The sequence below is a fragment of the Bradyrhizobium sp. LA6.1 genome (genome assembly GCF_040547805.1).
Classification (GTDB): domain Bacteria; phylum Pseudomonadota; class Alphaproteobacteria; order Rhizobiales; family Xanthobacteraceae; genus Bradyrhizobium; species Bradyrhizobium barranii.
This window is the reverse complement of record NZ_JBEPQK010000010.1, coordinates 155,709-169,287: the sequence shown is the minus strand read 5'-3', so window position 1 is coordinate 169,287 and position 13,579 is coordinate 155,709. Positions and strand designations below refer to the sequence as shown.

The following is a 13,579-nucleotide window of genomic DNA, read 5'->3' as shown; positions in this document are numbered from 1 at the left end:
GCCTTCCAAGATGAGTTTTCCGATGACCGCCATGATCGACATCGCCGCCGCGAAAAAGACCTTTACGATGCACCTGCAGGGCGGCATCGAGCTGCCTGTCGTCAGCGGCGTGACCTTCCACGTCAACCCGGGCGAATGCGTCGTGCTCTCAGGCCCGTCCGGGGCCGGCAAGTCGTCGATCCTGAAGATGATCTTTGGCAATTACCGCTGCGACTCCGGCCGCATCGGCATCCGCCATCGCGGCGCGGTGGTCGATCTCGCCACCGCCGAGCCGCGGCAGGTGCTCAACATCCGCCGCTCCACCATCGGCTATGTCAGCCAGTTTTTGCGGGCGGTGCCGCGTGTTGCGACCATCGACGTCGTCGCGGAGCCACTGATCGTGAACGGCCTGGCACGCGCTGAGGCGCAGCAGCGCGCCGGCGAGTTGCTGCACCGCCTCAACATTCCCGAAAGACTCTGGCAGCTGCCGCCGGCGACCTTCTCCGGCGGTGAGCAGCAGCGCGTCAACATCGCGCGCGGCTTCATCTCGGAGCTGCCGATCCTGCTGCTGGACGAGCCGACCGCTTCGCTCGATGCCGCCAACCGCGCCGTCGTGGTCGATCTGGTCGCCGAGAAGAAGCGCCAGGGCGTCGCCATGGTCGCCATTGTCCACGACGACGAAATCCGCCATTTGATTGCCGACCGTATTGTTGACGTCACCAGCTTTGCCGCCGCGGCCTGAAGGAAATGGAAATGAATGCCAAGCCGAAGGAAACATTGATCGCCAACGCCAGGATCGTGCTGGCTGACCGGGTGATCGAGCAGGGCTGGCTCGCTCTTGCCGACGGACGCATCGCCGAGATCGGCGAGGGCAGGGCGCCTGCGGGTGCGGAGGATGCCGGCGGCGACCTCATCATGCCCGGCCTGATCGAGCTCCACACCGACCACCTCGAAGCGCATTACGTGCCGCGCCCAAAGGTGTTCTGGAATCCGGTCGCCGCCGTCATCTCCTATGACGGCCAGCTTGCGACCTCAGGCATCACGACCGTGTTCGACTCGCTCCGGGTCTGGCGCGAGGACGGCGCCGAGGAAGTCGATGGCCGCGCCGGCGTGCTCGCCGCCGCCATCACGACCGCGCGCGATGCCGACCTGCTGCGCGCCGACCACTTCCTGCATCTGCGCTGCGAAATCCCGATGCCGAGCGTGGTGGAGGAGGCCAAGGAGTTGATCGACCGTCCCGACGTCAAGCTGATGTCGCTGATGGACCACACGCCCGGCCAGCGCCAGTTCCGCGACGAGGTCAAGCTGCGCGACTATTACCGCGGCAAGGGCGGCGGCAAGACCGATGCCGAGCTCGACGAGCTGTTCGCGAAGCGCTTCGAGTATCAGAAGCTCTATGCCGCGACCAACATGCGCGAGATCGTGGCGCTTGCGCAGAAATACAAAATCCCGCTCGCAAGCCATGACGACACCACCGAGGAGAACGTTGTGGACGCCGTGCGCGATGGCGTGTCGGTGGCGGAATTCCCGACCACGCTGGAGGCCGCGCGCGGCCTGCACGAGGCCGGCATCGACATCCTGATGGGTGCGCCGAACGTCGTGCGCGGCGGCTCGCACTCCGGCAACATCGCCGCGGTCGATCTCGCCCGCGAGGGCCTGCTCGACATCCTGTCGTCGGACTACATCCCGTCCAGCCTCCTGATGGCCGCGCTGCAATTGCCGGAGCATGTGCCCGCGATCAGTCTTCCGGCGGCGGTTCGCACCGTGACGAAGGCGCCGGCCGAGGCGGTTGGCCTGTCGGATCGTGGCGAGGTTGCGATCGGCAAGCGCGCCGACCTGATCCGCGTGCATGTCGCAGGCGACGTTCCCGTCGTCCGCAGCGTCTGGCGCGAAGGAAACCGCGTCGCATGAGCGAGACCGCGACCATGGCACACGATGAGGCCAGCGGGATCGGACCCGGGCGGCTCGTGCTCGTGGTCGGTCCCAGCGGTGCCGGCAAGGACACGCTGTTGCGGCTCGCACAGGCGGCCTGCGTCGACGATCGCGACATCGTCTTCCCGCGCCGTGTCGTGACGCGCGAATCCTCTGAAGCCGAAGACAACATGGCGATGAGCCAGGACGAATTCCGCCGCGCGCGCGAGCACGGCGATTTCGCCGTGCACTGGGAAGCGCACGGTCATTCCTACGCTCTTCCGCTCGAAATCAATGATGACATCCTCGCCGGCCGGGCCGTCGTCGCCAATGTCTCGCGCACGGTGATCGGAGCGCTGCGCCAGGCCTATGCCAACGTCGTCGTGGTCGCGATCACGGCGCCGCCGGACGTGCTGGCGCAGCGGCTTGCTGCCCGGGCCCGGCACAGTGACGGCAATATCGCAGATCGCCTCGCGCGCAGCGTCGACGACGCATCGGCCAATGCCGATGTCACCATCCTCAACGCGGGCAGCGCGGACTATCACAGCCGCCAGCTCGTGCGTGTGATCAGGAACGAAGGCTGGCACGAATAGCCGGCGCAACAAGGAGAGCGGAATGTCGGTGATTGAAACGGTCGAACAGCTGGAGGCCATCTACGGTGCCGTTGGTGATGCCTCGACCGTGAAAGTCGCCGACCACGTCACGCCGCTCTACCGCATCTTCATCGAGAAGGCGCCGTTTGCCGCGCTCGCCACCATCGGGCCGGAGGGGATCGACTGCTCGCCGCGCGGCGATCTCCCCGGCTTCGTTCGCATCCATGATCCGAAGACGCTGATGCTGCCGGATCGCCGCGGCAACAACCGGGTCGATTCCTTGCGCAACATCGTGCGCGATCCCAGGGTGTCGCTGATGTTCCTGATCCCCGGTTCCGGCAACGCGGTGCGGGCCAACGGCCGCGCTTGTCTCTCCGTCGATCCCGAGCTGCTCGCCTCGTTCAAGGTCGAGGGTAAGGCGCCGCGCAGCGTCATGGTGATGAATGTGGACGAAATCTATTTCCAGTGCGCCCGCGCCATCGTCCGCTCCGACCTCTGGAATCCCGACAAGCGGATCGATCCGAAGACGCTGCCGACGCCCGGCCAGATCCTCGCGGAAATGAGCGAGAACAAGGTCGGCGGCGCCGAGTACGACCGCATCTGGCCCGAGCGTGCTGCTGCGACGATGTGGTGATCTTTTTCTTACCCTCTCCCCTTGTGGGAGAGGGTGGCTCGCCGCGAAGCGGCGAGACGGGTGAGGGGTATCTCTCCGCGAACTCATCTCTCAACCGGCATGCGCGGAGAGATACCCCTCATCCGGCGCTTCGCGCCACCTTCTCCCACAAGGGGAGAAGGAAAAGCGGCACCATCTTCGCTCCTAGTTAAACGCCATCCCGCCGCTCAGCGCGATGGTCTGCCCGGTCATGTAGGCATTGTCGACCGGCAGCATCACGGCTTTCGCCACCTCATCGGCCGTGCCGAAGCGGCCGAGCGGGATGCGGCTGACGAACTGGGGCTGGCCGCTCATCATGTCGGTCTCGATCAGCGACGGCGCCACCGCGTTGACGGTGATGCCTTCCTTCACCAGCCGCGCCGCATAACCGCGCGTAAGGCCCTCCATGCCGGCCTTGGATGCATTGTAGTGCGGGCCGATCGAGCCGGCACCGCGCGCCGCGCCCGAGGAGATGTTGACGATGCGGCCCCATTTCCGCACACGCATCTCCGGCAGCACCGCCTGCGTGCACAGGAAGGCAGATTTCAGGTTGACCATCATGGTGCGGTCGAAATCCTCTTCGGTGAGATCGTCGACGCCGCGCGTGATCGCGATGCCGGCATTATTGACGAGGATATCGATCGGCCCGAGCCCGGCCGTGACGCGCTCGACCATTGTAGCCACGGCGTCGCGCTGCGAGACGTCGGCGGCAACGACAATCGCGCGACCGCCTTGCTTGCCGATCTCGCCTGCCAACTGCTCGGCCTGCCCGATCTGCTCCCGGCAGTTGATCGCCACCGCCGCGCCTGATGCGGCCAGGGCGCGACAGACGGCTGCGCCAATCCCGCGCGAGCCGCCGGTGACGAGCGCGGTGCGCCCCTTCAGATCATTCGCCATGTCCGGATCTCCCAGATTGTCTGTTTTTACGTTGCGCGAGCGTACCACGCCTGCCGCCCGCGCCTGCTGAACTCATCGCGAGATGAATCCGTCTGTCGGTACTTGCGCCGGGAGAAGCGCGCCAGCGCGCCGGTGCCAAATATGGATAGCCATTTCATTGACCGAGCTCACCAATCGCTCGATATTCGGAGCATCGAAACTGCTCCTCGAGCTTGATGCCGCGATATGAGAACCGATCACCAGCGTAATCCCAGCGACATGCACGCGTGCATGACGCGGCGCTGTTTCTCGGCGGCAACCGGCGCCTGTTGTTGTTGCTGATCGCCTCCTAGCAACCTCCCACAGCACAAATCCCACGACAGGAACGCCGACATTCCGGCGAACGAGCAGTCATGTCCCAGACCCAGTCGAACGCCTACATCATTGAAATCCACGACCGCGCCGCCGGCATCATCACAAGAGATGAGCGCGGCTTCCGCTTCTTCTCCTCCGAACGCCTGTTCGACAGCCTCGAAGGCCGCCAGTTCCGTTCGGCGCGCGAGGCCGAACGCGCAGCCCGTGCGGTGTTTTCGGAGCGGAGCCGCCGCGCCAATTCCTCACTCTTCGCTAACTGAACCTGACGCAAAGGACCGCAACATGATTGCACGACGACATATCCTGACCGCAGCGCTTCTCCTTGCAACCGCCCTGGCCGCACCAGCACGCGCCGAGGACAAGCCGGCGGAAATCCGCATCGGCACTCAGAAGGGCGGATTCTTCCCGGCGGTACGCCAGCGTCAAACGCTCGAAAACGCCTTCAGGCCGCTGGGCATCGAGGTCAGATGGATTGACTTCCAGTTCGGTCCGCCGCTGCTGGAGGCCATCAACGTCGGCAGCGTCGATTTCGGCTTCGTCGGCGACACGCCGCCGATCTTCGCGCAAGCCGGCGGCGCAAAAATAAAATATGTCGCGGCCGTGAAGTCCGAGGGCGACAACCAGGCGATCGTCGTGCCGAAGGATTCAGCCATCAAGACGCTCGCCGATCTCAAAGGCAAGCGCGTCGCCTTCGGCAAGGGATCGAGCGCGCACAATCTCCTGGTCGCCTCGCTCGAAAAGGCCGGCCTGTCCTGGTCCGACATCACGCCCGCGCCGCTGGCGCCGGCCGATGCGACGGCGGCCTTCGTGAAGGGCTCGGTCGACGCCTGGTCGATCTGGGATCCCTATCTCGCGCTCGCCGAATTGAAGGAGAACGCGCGCGTTCTCGTCTTCGACAAGGACGTGCACAAGCCGAACGCCTACTACATCGCCAACACCGACTTCGTCGAGAAATATCCATCGCTGGTCGCGAAGCTCAACACGACCTTTGCCTCCGAAGGCAAGTGGGCGGAGCAGTATCACGAGGAGGTCGCAAAGGCGCAGGCCGAGGCGACCGGCGTCGACATCGACATCGAGGCTGTCAGGCGCTTCGTCAACCGCTCCGTCTACAGCGTGGTGCCGCTCGACGCCGAGGTGATCAGGACGCAGCAGGCCGTGGCCGACCGTTTTGCAAAGCTCGGGCTGATCCCGAAGCCGGTCAATGTCTCCGATATCGTCTGGAAGTGGACGCCGGGGTCGTAAGGCGGGGGCACTGGCAAGATGTCGTCATGCCCGGGCTTGTCCCGCCTGCGCGGCCGAAGCTGCTTCGGCGAGGCGAAGGCCCGGGCATCCACGTACTTCGCGCGCGCGGCCAGGCGTGGATGGCCGGGACTAGCCCGGCCATGCCGCCCGTGGCGGCTATCTGCGTCCAAACTTTCAAGTCGGATGCGGCTCAGCCCCTCAACGCCGCCAGCAATTCATCCGGGCGCTCGGCCATGATCATGTGGCCCGCGCCCGGCACCACGACGGTCTTCGCATGCGGGATCGCCGCGGCGAGCGCCTTGCCCGCCTTCGCCGGTGTCATCATGTCGCGTTCGCCGAGGATGAGCGTCGTCGGCACCTTCACGCTCGCAGCAGCGACAAGCGCGTTCGCGTAAGCGTTGCAGGCCGACAAATCCCTGAAGAGCACGCCGGGCTCGCAAGATTTCAGCACCGCCTGCGCGCCGCCATGCATCCACAGGCCCGGCGCGAGGCTGCCGCCGAGCTCGGCGTTGAAGCCGAGGCCCCAGATCGACACCATGTCGTTGGCGTCCTGCGAGTTGGCTTCGGCCGCTTTCAGCAGGTCCGGGCCGACTGTCATGGTCGCGGCGGTGCCGATCAGGCTCAGCGCGGACACCTTGTCGGGATGACGCGCCGCCGTCTCCAGTGAGATCAACGATCCCATCGAATGGCCGATCAGGTGCGCTTTCGCCACGCCGGCCGCAGCGAGCAATGCCGCCGTCCAGTCGGCCATCTCGGCGATGCCTCCCAGCGAAGGTCCGGCCGAGCGGCCGTGGCCGGGCAGGTCGGGCGCCAGCACGCCATAACCGTGATGCGCGAACCAGCGCGTATGCAGCGCCCAGCTCGAATGATCGAAGCCGGCGCCGTGGATGAAGGCGACCGCGGGCAGGGACTTGTCGAACTCGCGGCCGCCGTTTGCGACAAACACCTCGGCGCCGTTGACAGTGAGCTTCATGGTGTCAGACCTTTTGCGAGATGCGCAGCGCCTGCGCAAGATCGTCGATGATGTCGCTTGCCGTCTCGATGCCGACCGACAGCCGCACCAGCTCCTCGCCGATGCCGGCGGCCTTGAGCTGTTCGGCATCCATCTGTTGATGCGTGGTCGAGGCCGGGTGGATCACCAGTGTCTTGGCGTCGCCGACATTGGCGAGATGGCTGATCATGCGCAGCGATTCGATGAATTTTCGGCCGGCGGGTCGTCCGCCCTTGATGCCGAAGGAGACGATCGAGCCGGCGCCGCGCGGCAGCAGCGCTTTTGCGAGCTGATAGTCGGTGTGGTCCTCCAGCGAGGGATGCAGCACCCAGTCGACGGCCTTGTTGGCCTTCAGGGCTTCCAGCACGAGGTGCGTGTTTTGAATGTGCCGGTCCATGCGCACACCGAGCGTCTCCACGCCCTGCAAGAGCTGGAACGCGTTGGTCGGCGACAGGCACGCGCCGAAATCGCGCAGGCCTTCGGTGCGCGCGCGCATGATGAAGGCGCTCGTGCCGAACTGTTCGTCGAAGACGATGCCGTGATAACCGCCATAGGGCTCGGTCAGCACGCCGAATTTGCCGGAGCCGCGCCAGTCGAACCGGCCGCCGTCGACGATGGCGCCGCCGATCGCGATGCCGTGGCCGCCGATCCACTTCGTCGCCGAATGCATCACGATGTCGGCGCCAAGCTCGATGGGGCGGCTGAGATAGGGCGTGGCAAACGTATTGTCGATCAGCAGCGGAATCTTTGCCTCATGCGCGATTCCCGCGACCTTCGGGATATCGAGCACTTCGAGCCCGGGATTGCCGATGGTCTCGCCGATCACGAGTTTCGTGTTCGGCTTGATCGCCGCGCGGAACGCGTCGAGGTCGCGCGGCTTGACGAAGGTCGTGGTGATGCCGAAGCGGGGCAGCGTGTGCGCCAGCAAATTGATGGTGCCACCATAGAGCGAGCTCGACGCCACGATATGGTCGCCGGCATTCAAGAGCGTCGCGATGGCCAGATGCAGCGCGGCCATGCCGCTCGCAGTGCAGATCGCGCCGACGCCGCCTTCGAGCGCCGCGAGCCGCTCCTCCAGCACACCGGTGGTCGGATTGGAGATGCGCGTATAGATGTGGCCGGCGCGCTCCAGATTGAACAGCGCGGCGGCGTGGTCGGAATCCTGGAACACGTAGGACGTGGTCTGGTAGATCGGCACCGCGCGGGCGCCGGTCGCGGGATCCGGATGCTGGCCCGCATGCAGGCTCAGGGTCTCGAAGGCAGGCGGTTTCGGCGCGGGCATGCGTGGCCTCGTTGGTCGGTCGGCGGAGGCGGCTCTTGTGCCACAAAATGGTGCGCGAAGTCAGCCCATTGACAGCGCCGCCTAACCCCGGATCGCCTGCTCGATCGTGCGCGCCTCCCGCAGCAGGATCTCCACGACTTCCTGCTCGCGGCGGGGGCCGAGCCTCGTCCGAACGGCGGAGACCGTCATCGCCGCGGCAGGCTGTCCGTCCGGGGTCTTGATCCAGGTGGAGATCGATTTCGTGCCCTGCACGAGGCCGATCTCCCTCATGCCGTACCCCAGCCGTCTCGCGGCGGTGACCTGGCCGAGCACCGACGCGACGTCGGTCCGGTAGGCCTCGAATCGCTTCTCGTTGGCCGCGACGATTTTTCGCGCGTCCTGAGCCGGCATCGCGGCGAGGATGGCGACGCCTGCGCTGCTGACGCCGAGCGGCCGCCGCGCGCCGACCTCGATCGACAGCACCTGGATCGGATAGATTCCGATCCTGCGATCGACGCACAGCGTGTCGTTGCCGGTCCGCACCGTCAGGAACAGCGTGTCGCCGATCTCGGTGGAGGCACGCCGCAGCGACGGATTTGCCGCGACCAGCAGCCGCGACGGCCGCGGGCGCGCAAGTGCGAGCTCCGGCACCTGGTTGCCGATCGCGTAGCGGCCGGTTCGCTCGTAACGTTCGACGATGCCTTCCTCGATCAGCACGTGGACGATGCGATGCACGGTCGGGCGGGTGAGGCCCGTCGCGCGCACGACCTCGGCCAGCGGCACGCCGTCTTCGCGCCCTGCGGCAAGAATACGCAGCACCGCGAGCGCGCGCCGGATGGTCTGCGCGCCCTGTCGCGGCTCTGCCGTTCCGCGGGCGGATCTTGCGGAGTTCGTCTTGTCCATATTATGGACAAGAACGCCACAATTCTCTCGACAGGTAAAGCGCTCATCTGGAGATTGCGCCGCGATCGAGCGCCATGCGCGACGTCACGGCACTCGATATGGAATTGGAAGCGCCGCCGGGAGGTTAACATGAGATTAATCTGGATTGCCATAGCTGCCGCAGCCGCGATGCTGGCGGGACCCGCATCGGGCCAGCAATGGCCGGCGCGCAGCGTCAAGCTGATCGTGCCCTATCCGGCCGGCGGCAATGTCGACAGCGCCGCGCGCATCGTCGCCGACAAGCTCCAGGAAAAGCTCGGCCAGCCCTTCATCATCGAGAACAAGGCCGGCGCCGGCGGCATGATCGCGGGCGAAGCCTTCGCGAAATCCGCGCCCGACGGCTACACGCTGTTCGTCGGCGCCAACGGCCCGGTACTGTTCGCGACCGAGATCAACAAGCGCGAGGCCTATAACTGGAAGAAGGATTTTCTTCCGATCTCGACGATCTCGATGACGCCGCTGGTGCTCGAAGTGCACCCGTCCGTGCAGGCCACGACGTTCAAGGAATTCATCGAACTCGCCAAGCGCGAGCCCGGCAAGCTGACGATGGCCTCGCCCGGCCCCGGCACCACCAACCATCTGCTCAGCGAGCTGATGCAGTCGAGCCTCGACCTGCAATGGGTCACCGCGCATTACCGCGGCAACGCGCCGGCGATCAACGATCTCCTGGGCGGCCAGGTGCAGTTCGCATTCGACCAGCTCACGGTCAGCCTCCAGCACATCAAGGCCGGCCTGTTCCGCGCGCTCGCCGTCACCAGCCCGCACCGCCTGAAGTCGTTGCCTGATGTCCCGACCTTCACCGAGCTCGGCTACAAGGATTTCGACGGCCAGACTTTTACGGGCCTGTTCGCGCCTGCCGGCACGCCGGCGCCGGTCGTCGACAAACTTCACGAGACGCTGGTTGCGATCCTGAAAGATCCCGGTGTGATCGACAAGTTCGAAAAGCTTGGCGGAGAATCCACCCCGATGACGTCGGACGAGTTCAAGGCCTATCTCGCGCGCGAGGACGCCAAGTGGATTCCGGTCGTGCGCAAGGCCAACATCAAGGCTGACTGAGCGATGCGGATCGACCCCACCGAGCTCGGCGCGGAGCGCATCTACCGGCTGATGACCGGCATCGTGGTGCCGCGCCCGATCGCGTGGGTCACGAGCCTGTCGCGCTCGGGCGTGCTCAACCTCGCCCCCTTCAGCGCCTTCACCTTCGTCTCGCAGAAGCCGCCGATGCTCGCCATCAGCGTCGGCCGCAAAGGTGCCGACTACAAGGACACCGCGCACAACATCCTCGACACCGAGGAATATGTGATCCACATCGCCGATACCCCGCTGATGTCCGCGGTGCACGACAGCTCGGTCGAGCATCCGCCTGAAATCAGCGAGGTCGAGCATCTCGGGCTGGAGACGATCGCGAGCGAGTGTATCAAGGTGCCGCGGCTTGCCGCAGCACCCGTCGCGATGGAGTGCCGTTTCCGGCAGTGCCTCGAATTCGGCGAGGCTCGCAGCCGGCTCATCGTCGGCGAGGTCGTGATGTTCCACATCCGCGACGGCCTCGTGAACGACGGCAAGGTCGAGACCGCGGCGCTCGACCCGATCGCGCGCATCGGCGGGCCCCGCTACGCGCGCCTCGGTGAGATCGTGACGCTGAACACCGTCTTCCAGACGCCCAAATCCAAAGACTGAGCGCGCAGCCCATCGCGCCGGCCTATGTGCCTGAAGACCATCGGAGAACACGACAATGCGACTCGTAAGCTATCTCTTGGACGGAGAGCTGCGCTATGGCGCGGCGGTGGATGGCGGTGTCGTCGATCTGACCAGGCGGATCGGCCGCGACTTCTCCGACGTGAAAGCGTTGATTGCAGCCAACGCGCTGGCCGATGCGCAGGAAGCGGTGGCCGGACAAAAACCCGACTACGCGCTGGAAAGCCTCGTCCTGCTTCCGCCGGTGCTGGCGCCGGAAAAGCTCTGGTGCATCGGCGTCAACTACGCCGAACGCAATGCCGAGTATAAAGACAGCTCGGACCTGCCCAAATATCCCAGCCTGTTCGTGCGCAGCATCTCGTCGATGACCGGCGCCGGCCAGCCGCTCGAGAAGCCTCATGTATCTGAGCAGCTCGACTACGAGGGCGAGCTCGTCATCGTGATCGGCCAGGGCGGCCGCCACATTCCGCGCGACAAAGCCTGGTCGCACATCTTCGGCATGACCCTGTGCAATGAGGGCACGATCCGCGACTGGCTGCGCCACGGCAAGTTCAACGTCACCCAGGGCAAGAATTTCGATCGCTCCGGCAGCATCGGGCCGTGGATCGTCACGTCTGACGAGCTCGATCCGCGCGGGCCTCATGACATCATCACGCGCGTTAACGGCGAGGTGCGGCAGCAGGACACGACCGAGCGGCTGATGTTCCCGTTCGATTTCCTGATCTCCTATCTCTCCACTTTCGCCACCCTGAAGCCCGGCGACATGATTGTAACAGGCACGCCGACGGGCGCGGGCGCGCGTTTCGATCCGCCGCGCTGGCTTAGGGTGGGCGACGTCGTCGAGGTCGAGTCGAGTCGTATCGGCGTTCTGCGCAACACCGTCGCCGCGGAGCAGTAAGCCATGCTCGATACCGCCACGATCGAACGCCTCGCCGCGCGCCTGGATGAGGCCGAGCGCAGCAAGACGCTGATCCCGATGTTCTCGAAGGAGTATCCCGATTTCGCCATCGAGGATGCCTACGCCATCCAGCGCGCCTGGACGAAACTGCAGCTCGGCCGCGGCCGTGTTATCAAGGGACACAAGATCGGCCTGACCTCGAAGGCGATGCAGAACGCGGTCGGCATCTCCGAGCCCGATTACGGCGTGCTGTTCGCCGACATGTTCTATGCCGACGCCACGCCCATTCCGTTTGACCGCTTTCACGCGCCGCGCATCGAGGTCGAGCTCGCCTTCGTGCTGAAGGCGCCGCTGCGCGGACCTGACTGCACCATCTTCGACGTGCTCAACGCCACCGACTACGTCACGCCTGCGCTCGAAATCCTGGAGACGCGCATGCATCGCATCGATCCCGAGACCGGCAAAACGCGGAAGGTGATGGACACGATCTCGGACAACGCGGCCAACGCCGCGCTGGTGCTCGGCGGCCGGCCGTTCCGCCCGATGGATGCGGATTTGCGCTGGATCGGCGCGCTGCTGTTCCGCAACGGCGAGGTCGAGGAGACTGGGCTTGCGGCCGGCGTGCTCAATCATCCCGCCAACGGCATCGCCTGGCTCGCCAACCGTCTTGCGCCGCATGACGAACATCTCGCGGCCGGCGAGGTGGTGCTGGCGGGATCGTTCACCCGTCCCGTCGACATCCGGCGCGGCGACACGTTCCATGCCGACTATGGCGCGTTCGGCTCGGTGTCGTGCCAGTTCGTCTGAATCAACACATAAGAGGGAGCGCATCATGACGGGTCAAACGCGGCGCAAGAGCATCCACATCGGCGGCTTCAAGCACGCCAACCCGATTCCCAACGCCTGCCGCATCGGCAATCTCGTGATGTCCGGTGTCATCCTCGGCCGTGATGCGGCCGGCGTGATGCCTGCGAGCCTGGACGCGCAATGCGCCAACATGTTCGCGCATATGAAGGCGACGGTGGAAGCCGCCGGCGGCACCACGGACGACATCATCAAGATGACGGTGTGGCTGAAGGACCGTACACACCGCGGCCCGGTCAATGTCGAGTGGCTAAAAATGTTTCCGGACGAGCATTCGCGCCCGGCGCGTCACGCGCTGCCGATGGACAATATGGACGGCGGCGCGCTGGTGCAGTGCGACTTCACCGCCGTGATCGACTGAGGGAGCTTTGCGCATGCCGACTTATCTGCCGTTCGACCCGAACCCCCGTCGCCCGGTCAGGGCGCCGCCGCCGAAGACTGTCGACAGCCAGTTTCACGTGCTGGGGCCCATCGACAAATATCCGGAACGCCCCGGCGCTGCCTATCGGATGCCGAGCGCGACCTGGGAAGCAGCGCTGCGCGTGCACAAGACGCTCGGCATCGAGCGCGGCATCATCGTGCAGACCACGACCTATGGTGCGGATCATTCCGTCGTACTCGACGGTCTTGCGGCGATGGGCCCGAACTATCGCGGCTGCGCCAACGCACTGGTGTTCGCGGAAGCGAGCGACTCGTATCTTTCCAAGCTGCATGACGCGGGTGTGCGCGGCGCGCGCTTCAGTTTCCGCCAGGAGCTCGGCGCCGTGCTGTCGGACGCCGATTTCGCCCGCGCCATCGCGCGCATCCGCGAGCTCGGCTGGTACGTGAAGATCCAGCCCGAGAAGGACGGCATCGTCTCCAGCGTCGCCAAGTACGAGAATCTCGACGTCCCCGTGCTGATCGACCACATGGCGCGGCCCGTGCCCTCGAATGGCCGGGATGATCCGAACCTGCGCAAGATGCTGGAGCTGCTCGAGAAGGGCAATTTCTGGGTCATGCTGTCGCTCGGCGAGAAGACCTCGCAGGCCGGCCCGCCCTATGACGACGTGATCCCGATCGCGCGCGCCTATATCGAGGCCGCAATCGACCGCTGCGTCTGGGCCAGCGACTGGCCGCATCCCGTCTCCGTCAAGCAGCCGCCCAACGACGCCGACCTGCTAGAGCTGATGTACCGCTACGCGCCCGACCAGGCCGAGCTGGAGAAGATCCTCGTGCACAATCCGGCAAAGCTGTTCGGCTTTCCGGACTAGCAAGACCCTCATGGTGAGGAGCGCGGTACGCGCGTCTCGAACCATGCAGG

The 13,579-nt window shown here is 65.4% G+C and carries 16 protein-coding genes; 12 read left to right on the top strand and 4 right to left on the bottom strand.

The window, feature by feature from the left end:
• Nucleotides 1–22: 22 nt before the first annotated feature.
• The 4 genes from phnL to ABIB99_RS24605 are packed head-to-tail and all read left to right on the top strand — an operon-like array spanning nt 23 to nt 3,117.
• Nucleotides 23–721 (top strand): phosphonate C-P lyase system protein PhnL, encoded by a 699-nt coding sequence (phnL, locus tag ABIB99_RS24620; RefSeq protein ID WP_166353575.1) that lies wholly within the window; start codon nt 23–25, stop codon nt 719–721.
• 11 nt (nt 722–732) lie between these two features.
• On the top strand, nt 733–1,890 hold the full coding sequence (locus ABIB99_RS24615) for an alpha-D-ribose 1-methylphosphonate 5-triphosphate diphosphatase (protein ID WP_354177789.1): 1,158 nt from the start codon (nt 733–735) through the stop codon (nt 1,888–1,890).
• Nucleotides 1,887–2,483 carry a phosphonate metabolism protein/1,5-bisphosphokinase (PRPP-forming) PhnN gene (gene phnN / locus ABIB99_RS24610; protein ID WP_014491462.1) on the top strand — a complete coding sequence of 199 codons (597 nt, stop codon included), beginning with the start codon at nt 1,887–1,889 and terminating at the stop codon, nt 2,481–2,483. Before ABIB99_RS24615 ends, phnN begins: the two co-directional genes overlap by 4 nt.
• Nucleotides 2,484–2,505: 22 nt before the next feature.
• The gene (locus tag ABIB99_RS24605) at nt 2,506–3,117 is read left to right on the top strand and encodes a pyridoxamine 5'-phosphate oxidase family protein (RefSeq protein ID WP_071909237.1); all 612 of its coding nucleotides are present in this window, start codon (nt 2,506–2,508) and stop codon (nt 3,115–3,117) included.
• 183 nt (nt 3,118–3,300) lie between these two features.
• On the opposite strand, the gene ABIB99_RS24600 is transcribed toward ABIB99_RS24605, so the two are convergent.
• Nucleotides 3,301–4,032, bottom strand: coding sequence for an SDR family NAD(P)-dependent oxidoreductase (locus tag ABIB99_RS24600; protein ID WP_354177788.1), 732 nt, complete (start codon nt 4,030–4,032; stop codon nt 3,301–3,303).
• A gap of 392 nt (nt 4,033–4,424) precedes the next feature.
• Between ABIB99_RS24600 and ABIB99_RS24595 the strand changes: the two genes are divergently transcribed.
• Together ABIB99_RS24595 and ABIB99_RS24590 are read left to right on the top strand one after the other, a co-directional pair.
• Nucleotides 4,425–4,646 (top strand): hypothetical protein, encoded by a 222-nt coding sequence (locus ABIB99_RS24595; protein WP_063985898.1) that lies wholly within the window; start codon nt 4,425–4,427, stop codon nt 4,644–4,646.
• 22 nt (nt 4,647–4,668) lie between these two features.
• Nucleotides 4,669–5,628, top strand: coding sequence for an aliphatic sulfonate ABC transporter substrate-binding protein (locus tag ABIB99_RS24590; RefSeq protein ID WP_354177787.1), 960 nt, complete (start codon nt 4,669–4,671; stop codon nt 5,626–5,628).
• A gap of 190 nt (nt 5,629–5,818) precedes the next feature.
• On the opposite strand, the gene ABIB99_RS24585 is transcribed toward ABIB99_RS24590, so the two are convergent.
• The 3 genes from ABIB99_RS24585 to ABIB99_RS24575 all read right to left on the bottom strand — a co-directional run bounded on the left by ABIB99_RS24585 (nt 5,819) and on the right by ABIB99_RS24575 (nt 8,783).
• On the bottom strand, nt 5,819–6,601 hold the full coding sequence (locus tag ABIB99_RS24585; protein WP_354177786.1) for an alpha/beta fold hydrolase: 783 nt from the start codon (nt 6,599–6,601) through the stop codon (nt 5,819–5,821).
• A gap of 4 nt (nt 6,602–6,605) precedes the next feature.
• Complete coding sequence (locus ABIB99_RS24580; protein WP_354177785.1) at nt 6,606–7,901, bottom strand: O-acetylhomoserine aminocarboxypropyltransferase; 1,296 nt, start codon at nt 7,899–7,901, stop codon at nt 6,606–6,608.
• A gap of 81 nt (nt 7,902–7,982) precedes the next feature.
• Nucleotides 7,983–8,783 carry an IclR family transcriptional regulator gene (locus ABIB99_RS24575; RefSeq protein ID WP_063985895.1) on the bottom strand — a complete coding sequence of 267 codons (801 nt, stop codon included), beginning with the start codon at nt 8,781–8,783 and terminating at the stop codon, nt 7,983–7,985.
• 129 nt (nt 8,784–8,912) lie between these two features.
• On the opposite strand from ABIB99_RS24575, the gene ABIB99_RS24570 reads away from it, so the two are divergent.
• From ABIB99_RS24570 to ABIB99_RS24545, 6 genes are read left to right on the top strand one after another with little or no spacing between them, the layout of a single operon-like run.
• A complete protein-coding gene (locus ABIB99_RS24570; protein WP_063985894.1) occupies nt 8,913–9,878 on the top strand; it encodes a Bug family tripartite tricarboxylate transporter substrate binding protein in 966 nt (321 codons plus the stop codon).
• 3 nt (nt 9,879–9,881) lie between these two features.
• The gene (locus ABIB99_RS24565) at nt 9,882–10,499 is read left to right on the top strand and encodes a flavin reductase family protein (protein ID WP_283017788.1); all 618 of its coding nucleotides are present in this window, start codon (nt 9,882–9,884) and stop codon (nt 10,497–10,499) included.
• Nucleotides 10,500–10,554: 55 nt separating this feature from the next.
• The gene (locus tag ABIB99_RS24560; protein ID WP_063985892.1) at nt 10,555–11,415 is read left to right on the top strand and encodes a fumarylacetoacetate hydrolase family protein; all 861 of its coding nucleotides are present in this window, start codon (nt 10,555–10,557) and stop codon (nt 11,413–11,415) included.
• Nucleotides 11,416–11,418: 3 nt separating this feature from the next.
• Nucleotides 11,419–12,222, top strand: a complete 804-nt coding sequence (hpaH, locus tag ABIB99_RS24555) for a 2-oxo-hept-4-ene-1,7-dioate hydratase (protein WP_231143681.1) — start codon at nt 11,419–11,421, stop codon at nt 12,220–12,222.
• Nucleotides 12,223–12,247: 25 nt separating this feature from the next.
• Nucleotides 12,248–12,640: a RidA family protein gene (locus tag ABIB99_RS24550; RefSeq protein WP_063985890.1), complete on the top strand. Its 393-nt coding sequence runs from the start codon at nt 12,248–12,250 to the stop codon at nt 12,638–12,640.
• Between the two features lie 13 nt (nt 12,641–12,653).
• A complete protein-coding gene (locus ABIB99_RS24545) occupies nt 12,654–13,529 on the top strand; it encodes an amidohydrolase family protein (RefSeq protein ID WP_063985889.1) in 876 nt (291 codons plus the stop codon).
• The last annotated feature ends 50 nt before the right edge of the window (nt 13,530–13,579 follow it).

Excerpts from the sequence above, each read along its gene's own strand:
- ABIB99_RS24575 (WP_063985895.1), bottom strand. The coding sequence starts at position 8,783 with ATGGACAAGACGAACTCCGCAAGATCCGCCCGCGGAACGGCAGAGCCG.
- ABIB99_RS24595 (WP_063985898.1), top strand. The coding sequence starts at position 4,425 with ATGTCCCAGACCCAGTCGAACGCCTACATCATTGAAATCCACGACCGC.
- ABIB99_RS24615 (WP_354177789.1), top strand. The coding sequence starts at position 733 with ATGAATGCCAAGCCGAAGGAAACATTGATCGCCAACGCCAGGATCGTG.
- ABIB99_RS24580 (WP_354177785.1), bottom strand. The coding sequence starts at position 7,901 with ATGCCCGCGCCGAAACCGCCTGCCTTCGAGACCCTGAGCCTGCATGCG.
- ABIB99_RS24600 (WP_354177788.1), bottom strand. The coding sequence starts at position 4,032 with ATGGCGAATGATCTGAAGGGGCGCACCGCGCTCGTCACCGGCGGCTCG.
- phnL (WP_166353575.1), top strand. The coding sequence starts at position 23 with ATGACCGCCATGATCGACATCGCCGCCGCGAAAAAGACCTTTACGATG.
- ABIB99_RS24605 (WP_071909237.1), top strand. The coding sequence starts at position 2,506 with ATGTCGGTGATTGAAACGGTCGAACAGCTGGAGGCCATCTACGGTGCC.
- ABIB99_RS24550 (WP_063985890.1), top strand. The coding sequence starts at position 12,248 with ATGACGGGTCAAACGCGGCGCAAGAGCATCCACATCGGCGGCTTCAAG.
- ABIB99_RS24560 (WP_063985892.1), top strand. The coding sequence starts at position 10,555 with ATGCGACTCGTAAGCTATCTCTTGGACGGAGAGCTGCGCTATGGCGCG.
- ABIB99_RS24565 (WP_283017788.1), top strand. The coding sequence starts at position 9,882 with ATGCGGATCGACCCCACCGAGCTCGGCGCGGAGCGCATCTACCGGCTG.
- ABIB99_RS24590 (WP_354177787.1), top strand. The coding sequence starts at position 4,669 with ATGATTGCACGACGACATATCCTGACCGCAGCGCTTCTCCTTGCAACC.
- ABIB99_RS24545 (WP_063985889.1), top strand. The coding sequence starts at position 12,654 with ATGCCGACTTATCTGCCGTTCGACCCGAACCCCCGTCGCCCGGTCAGG.
- phnN (WP_014491462.1), top strand. The coding sequence starts at position 1,887 with ATGAGCGAGACCGCGACCATGGCACACGATGAGGCCAGCGGGATCGGA.
- hpaH (WP_231143681.1), top strand. The coding sequence starts at position 11,419 with ATGCTCGATACCGCCACGATCGAACGCCTCGCCGCGCGCCTGGATGAG.
- ABIB99_RS24585 (WP_354177786.1), bottom strand. The coding sequence starts at position 6,601 with ATGAAGCTCACTGTCAACGGCGCCGAGGTGTTTGTCGCAAACGGCGGC.
- ABIB99_RS24570 (WP_063985894.1), top strand. The coding sequence starts at position 8,913 with ATGAGATTAATCTGGATTGCCATAGCTGCCGCAGCCGCGATGCTGGCG.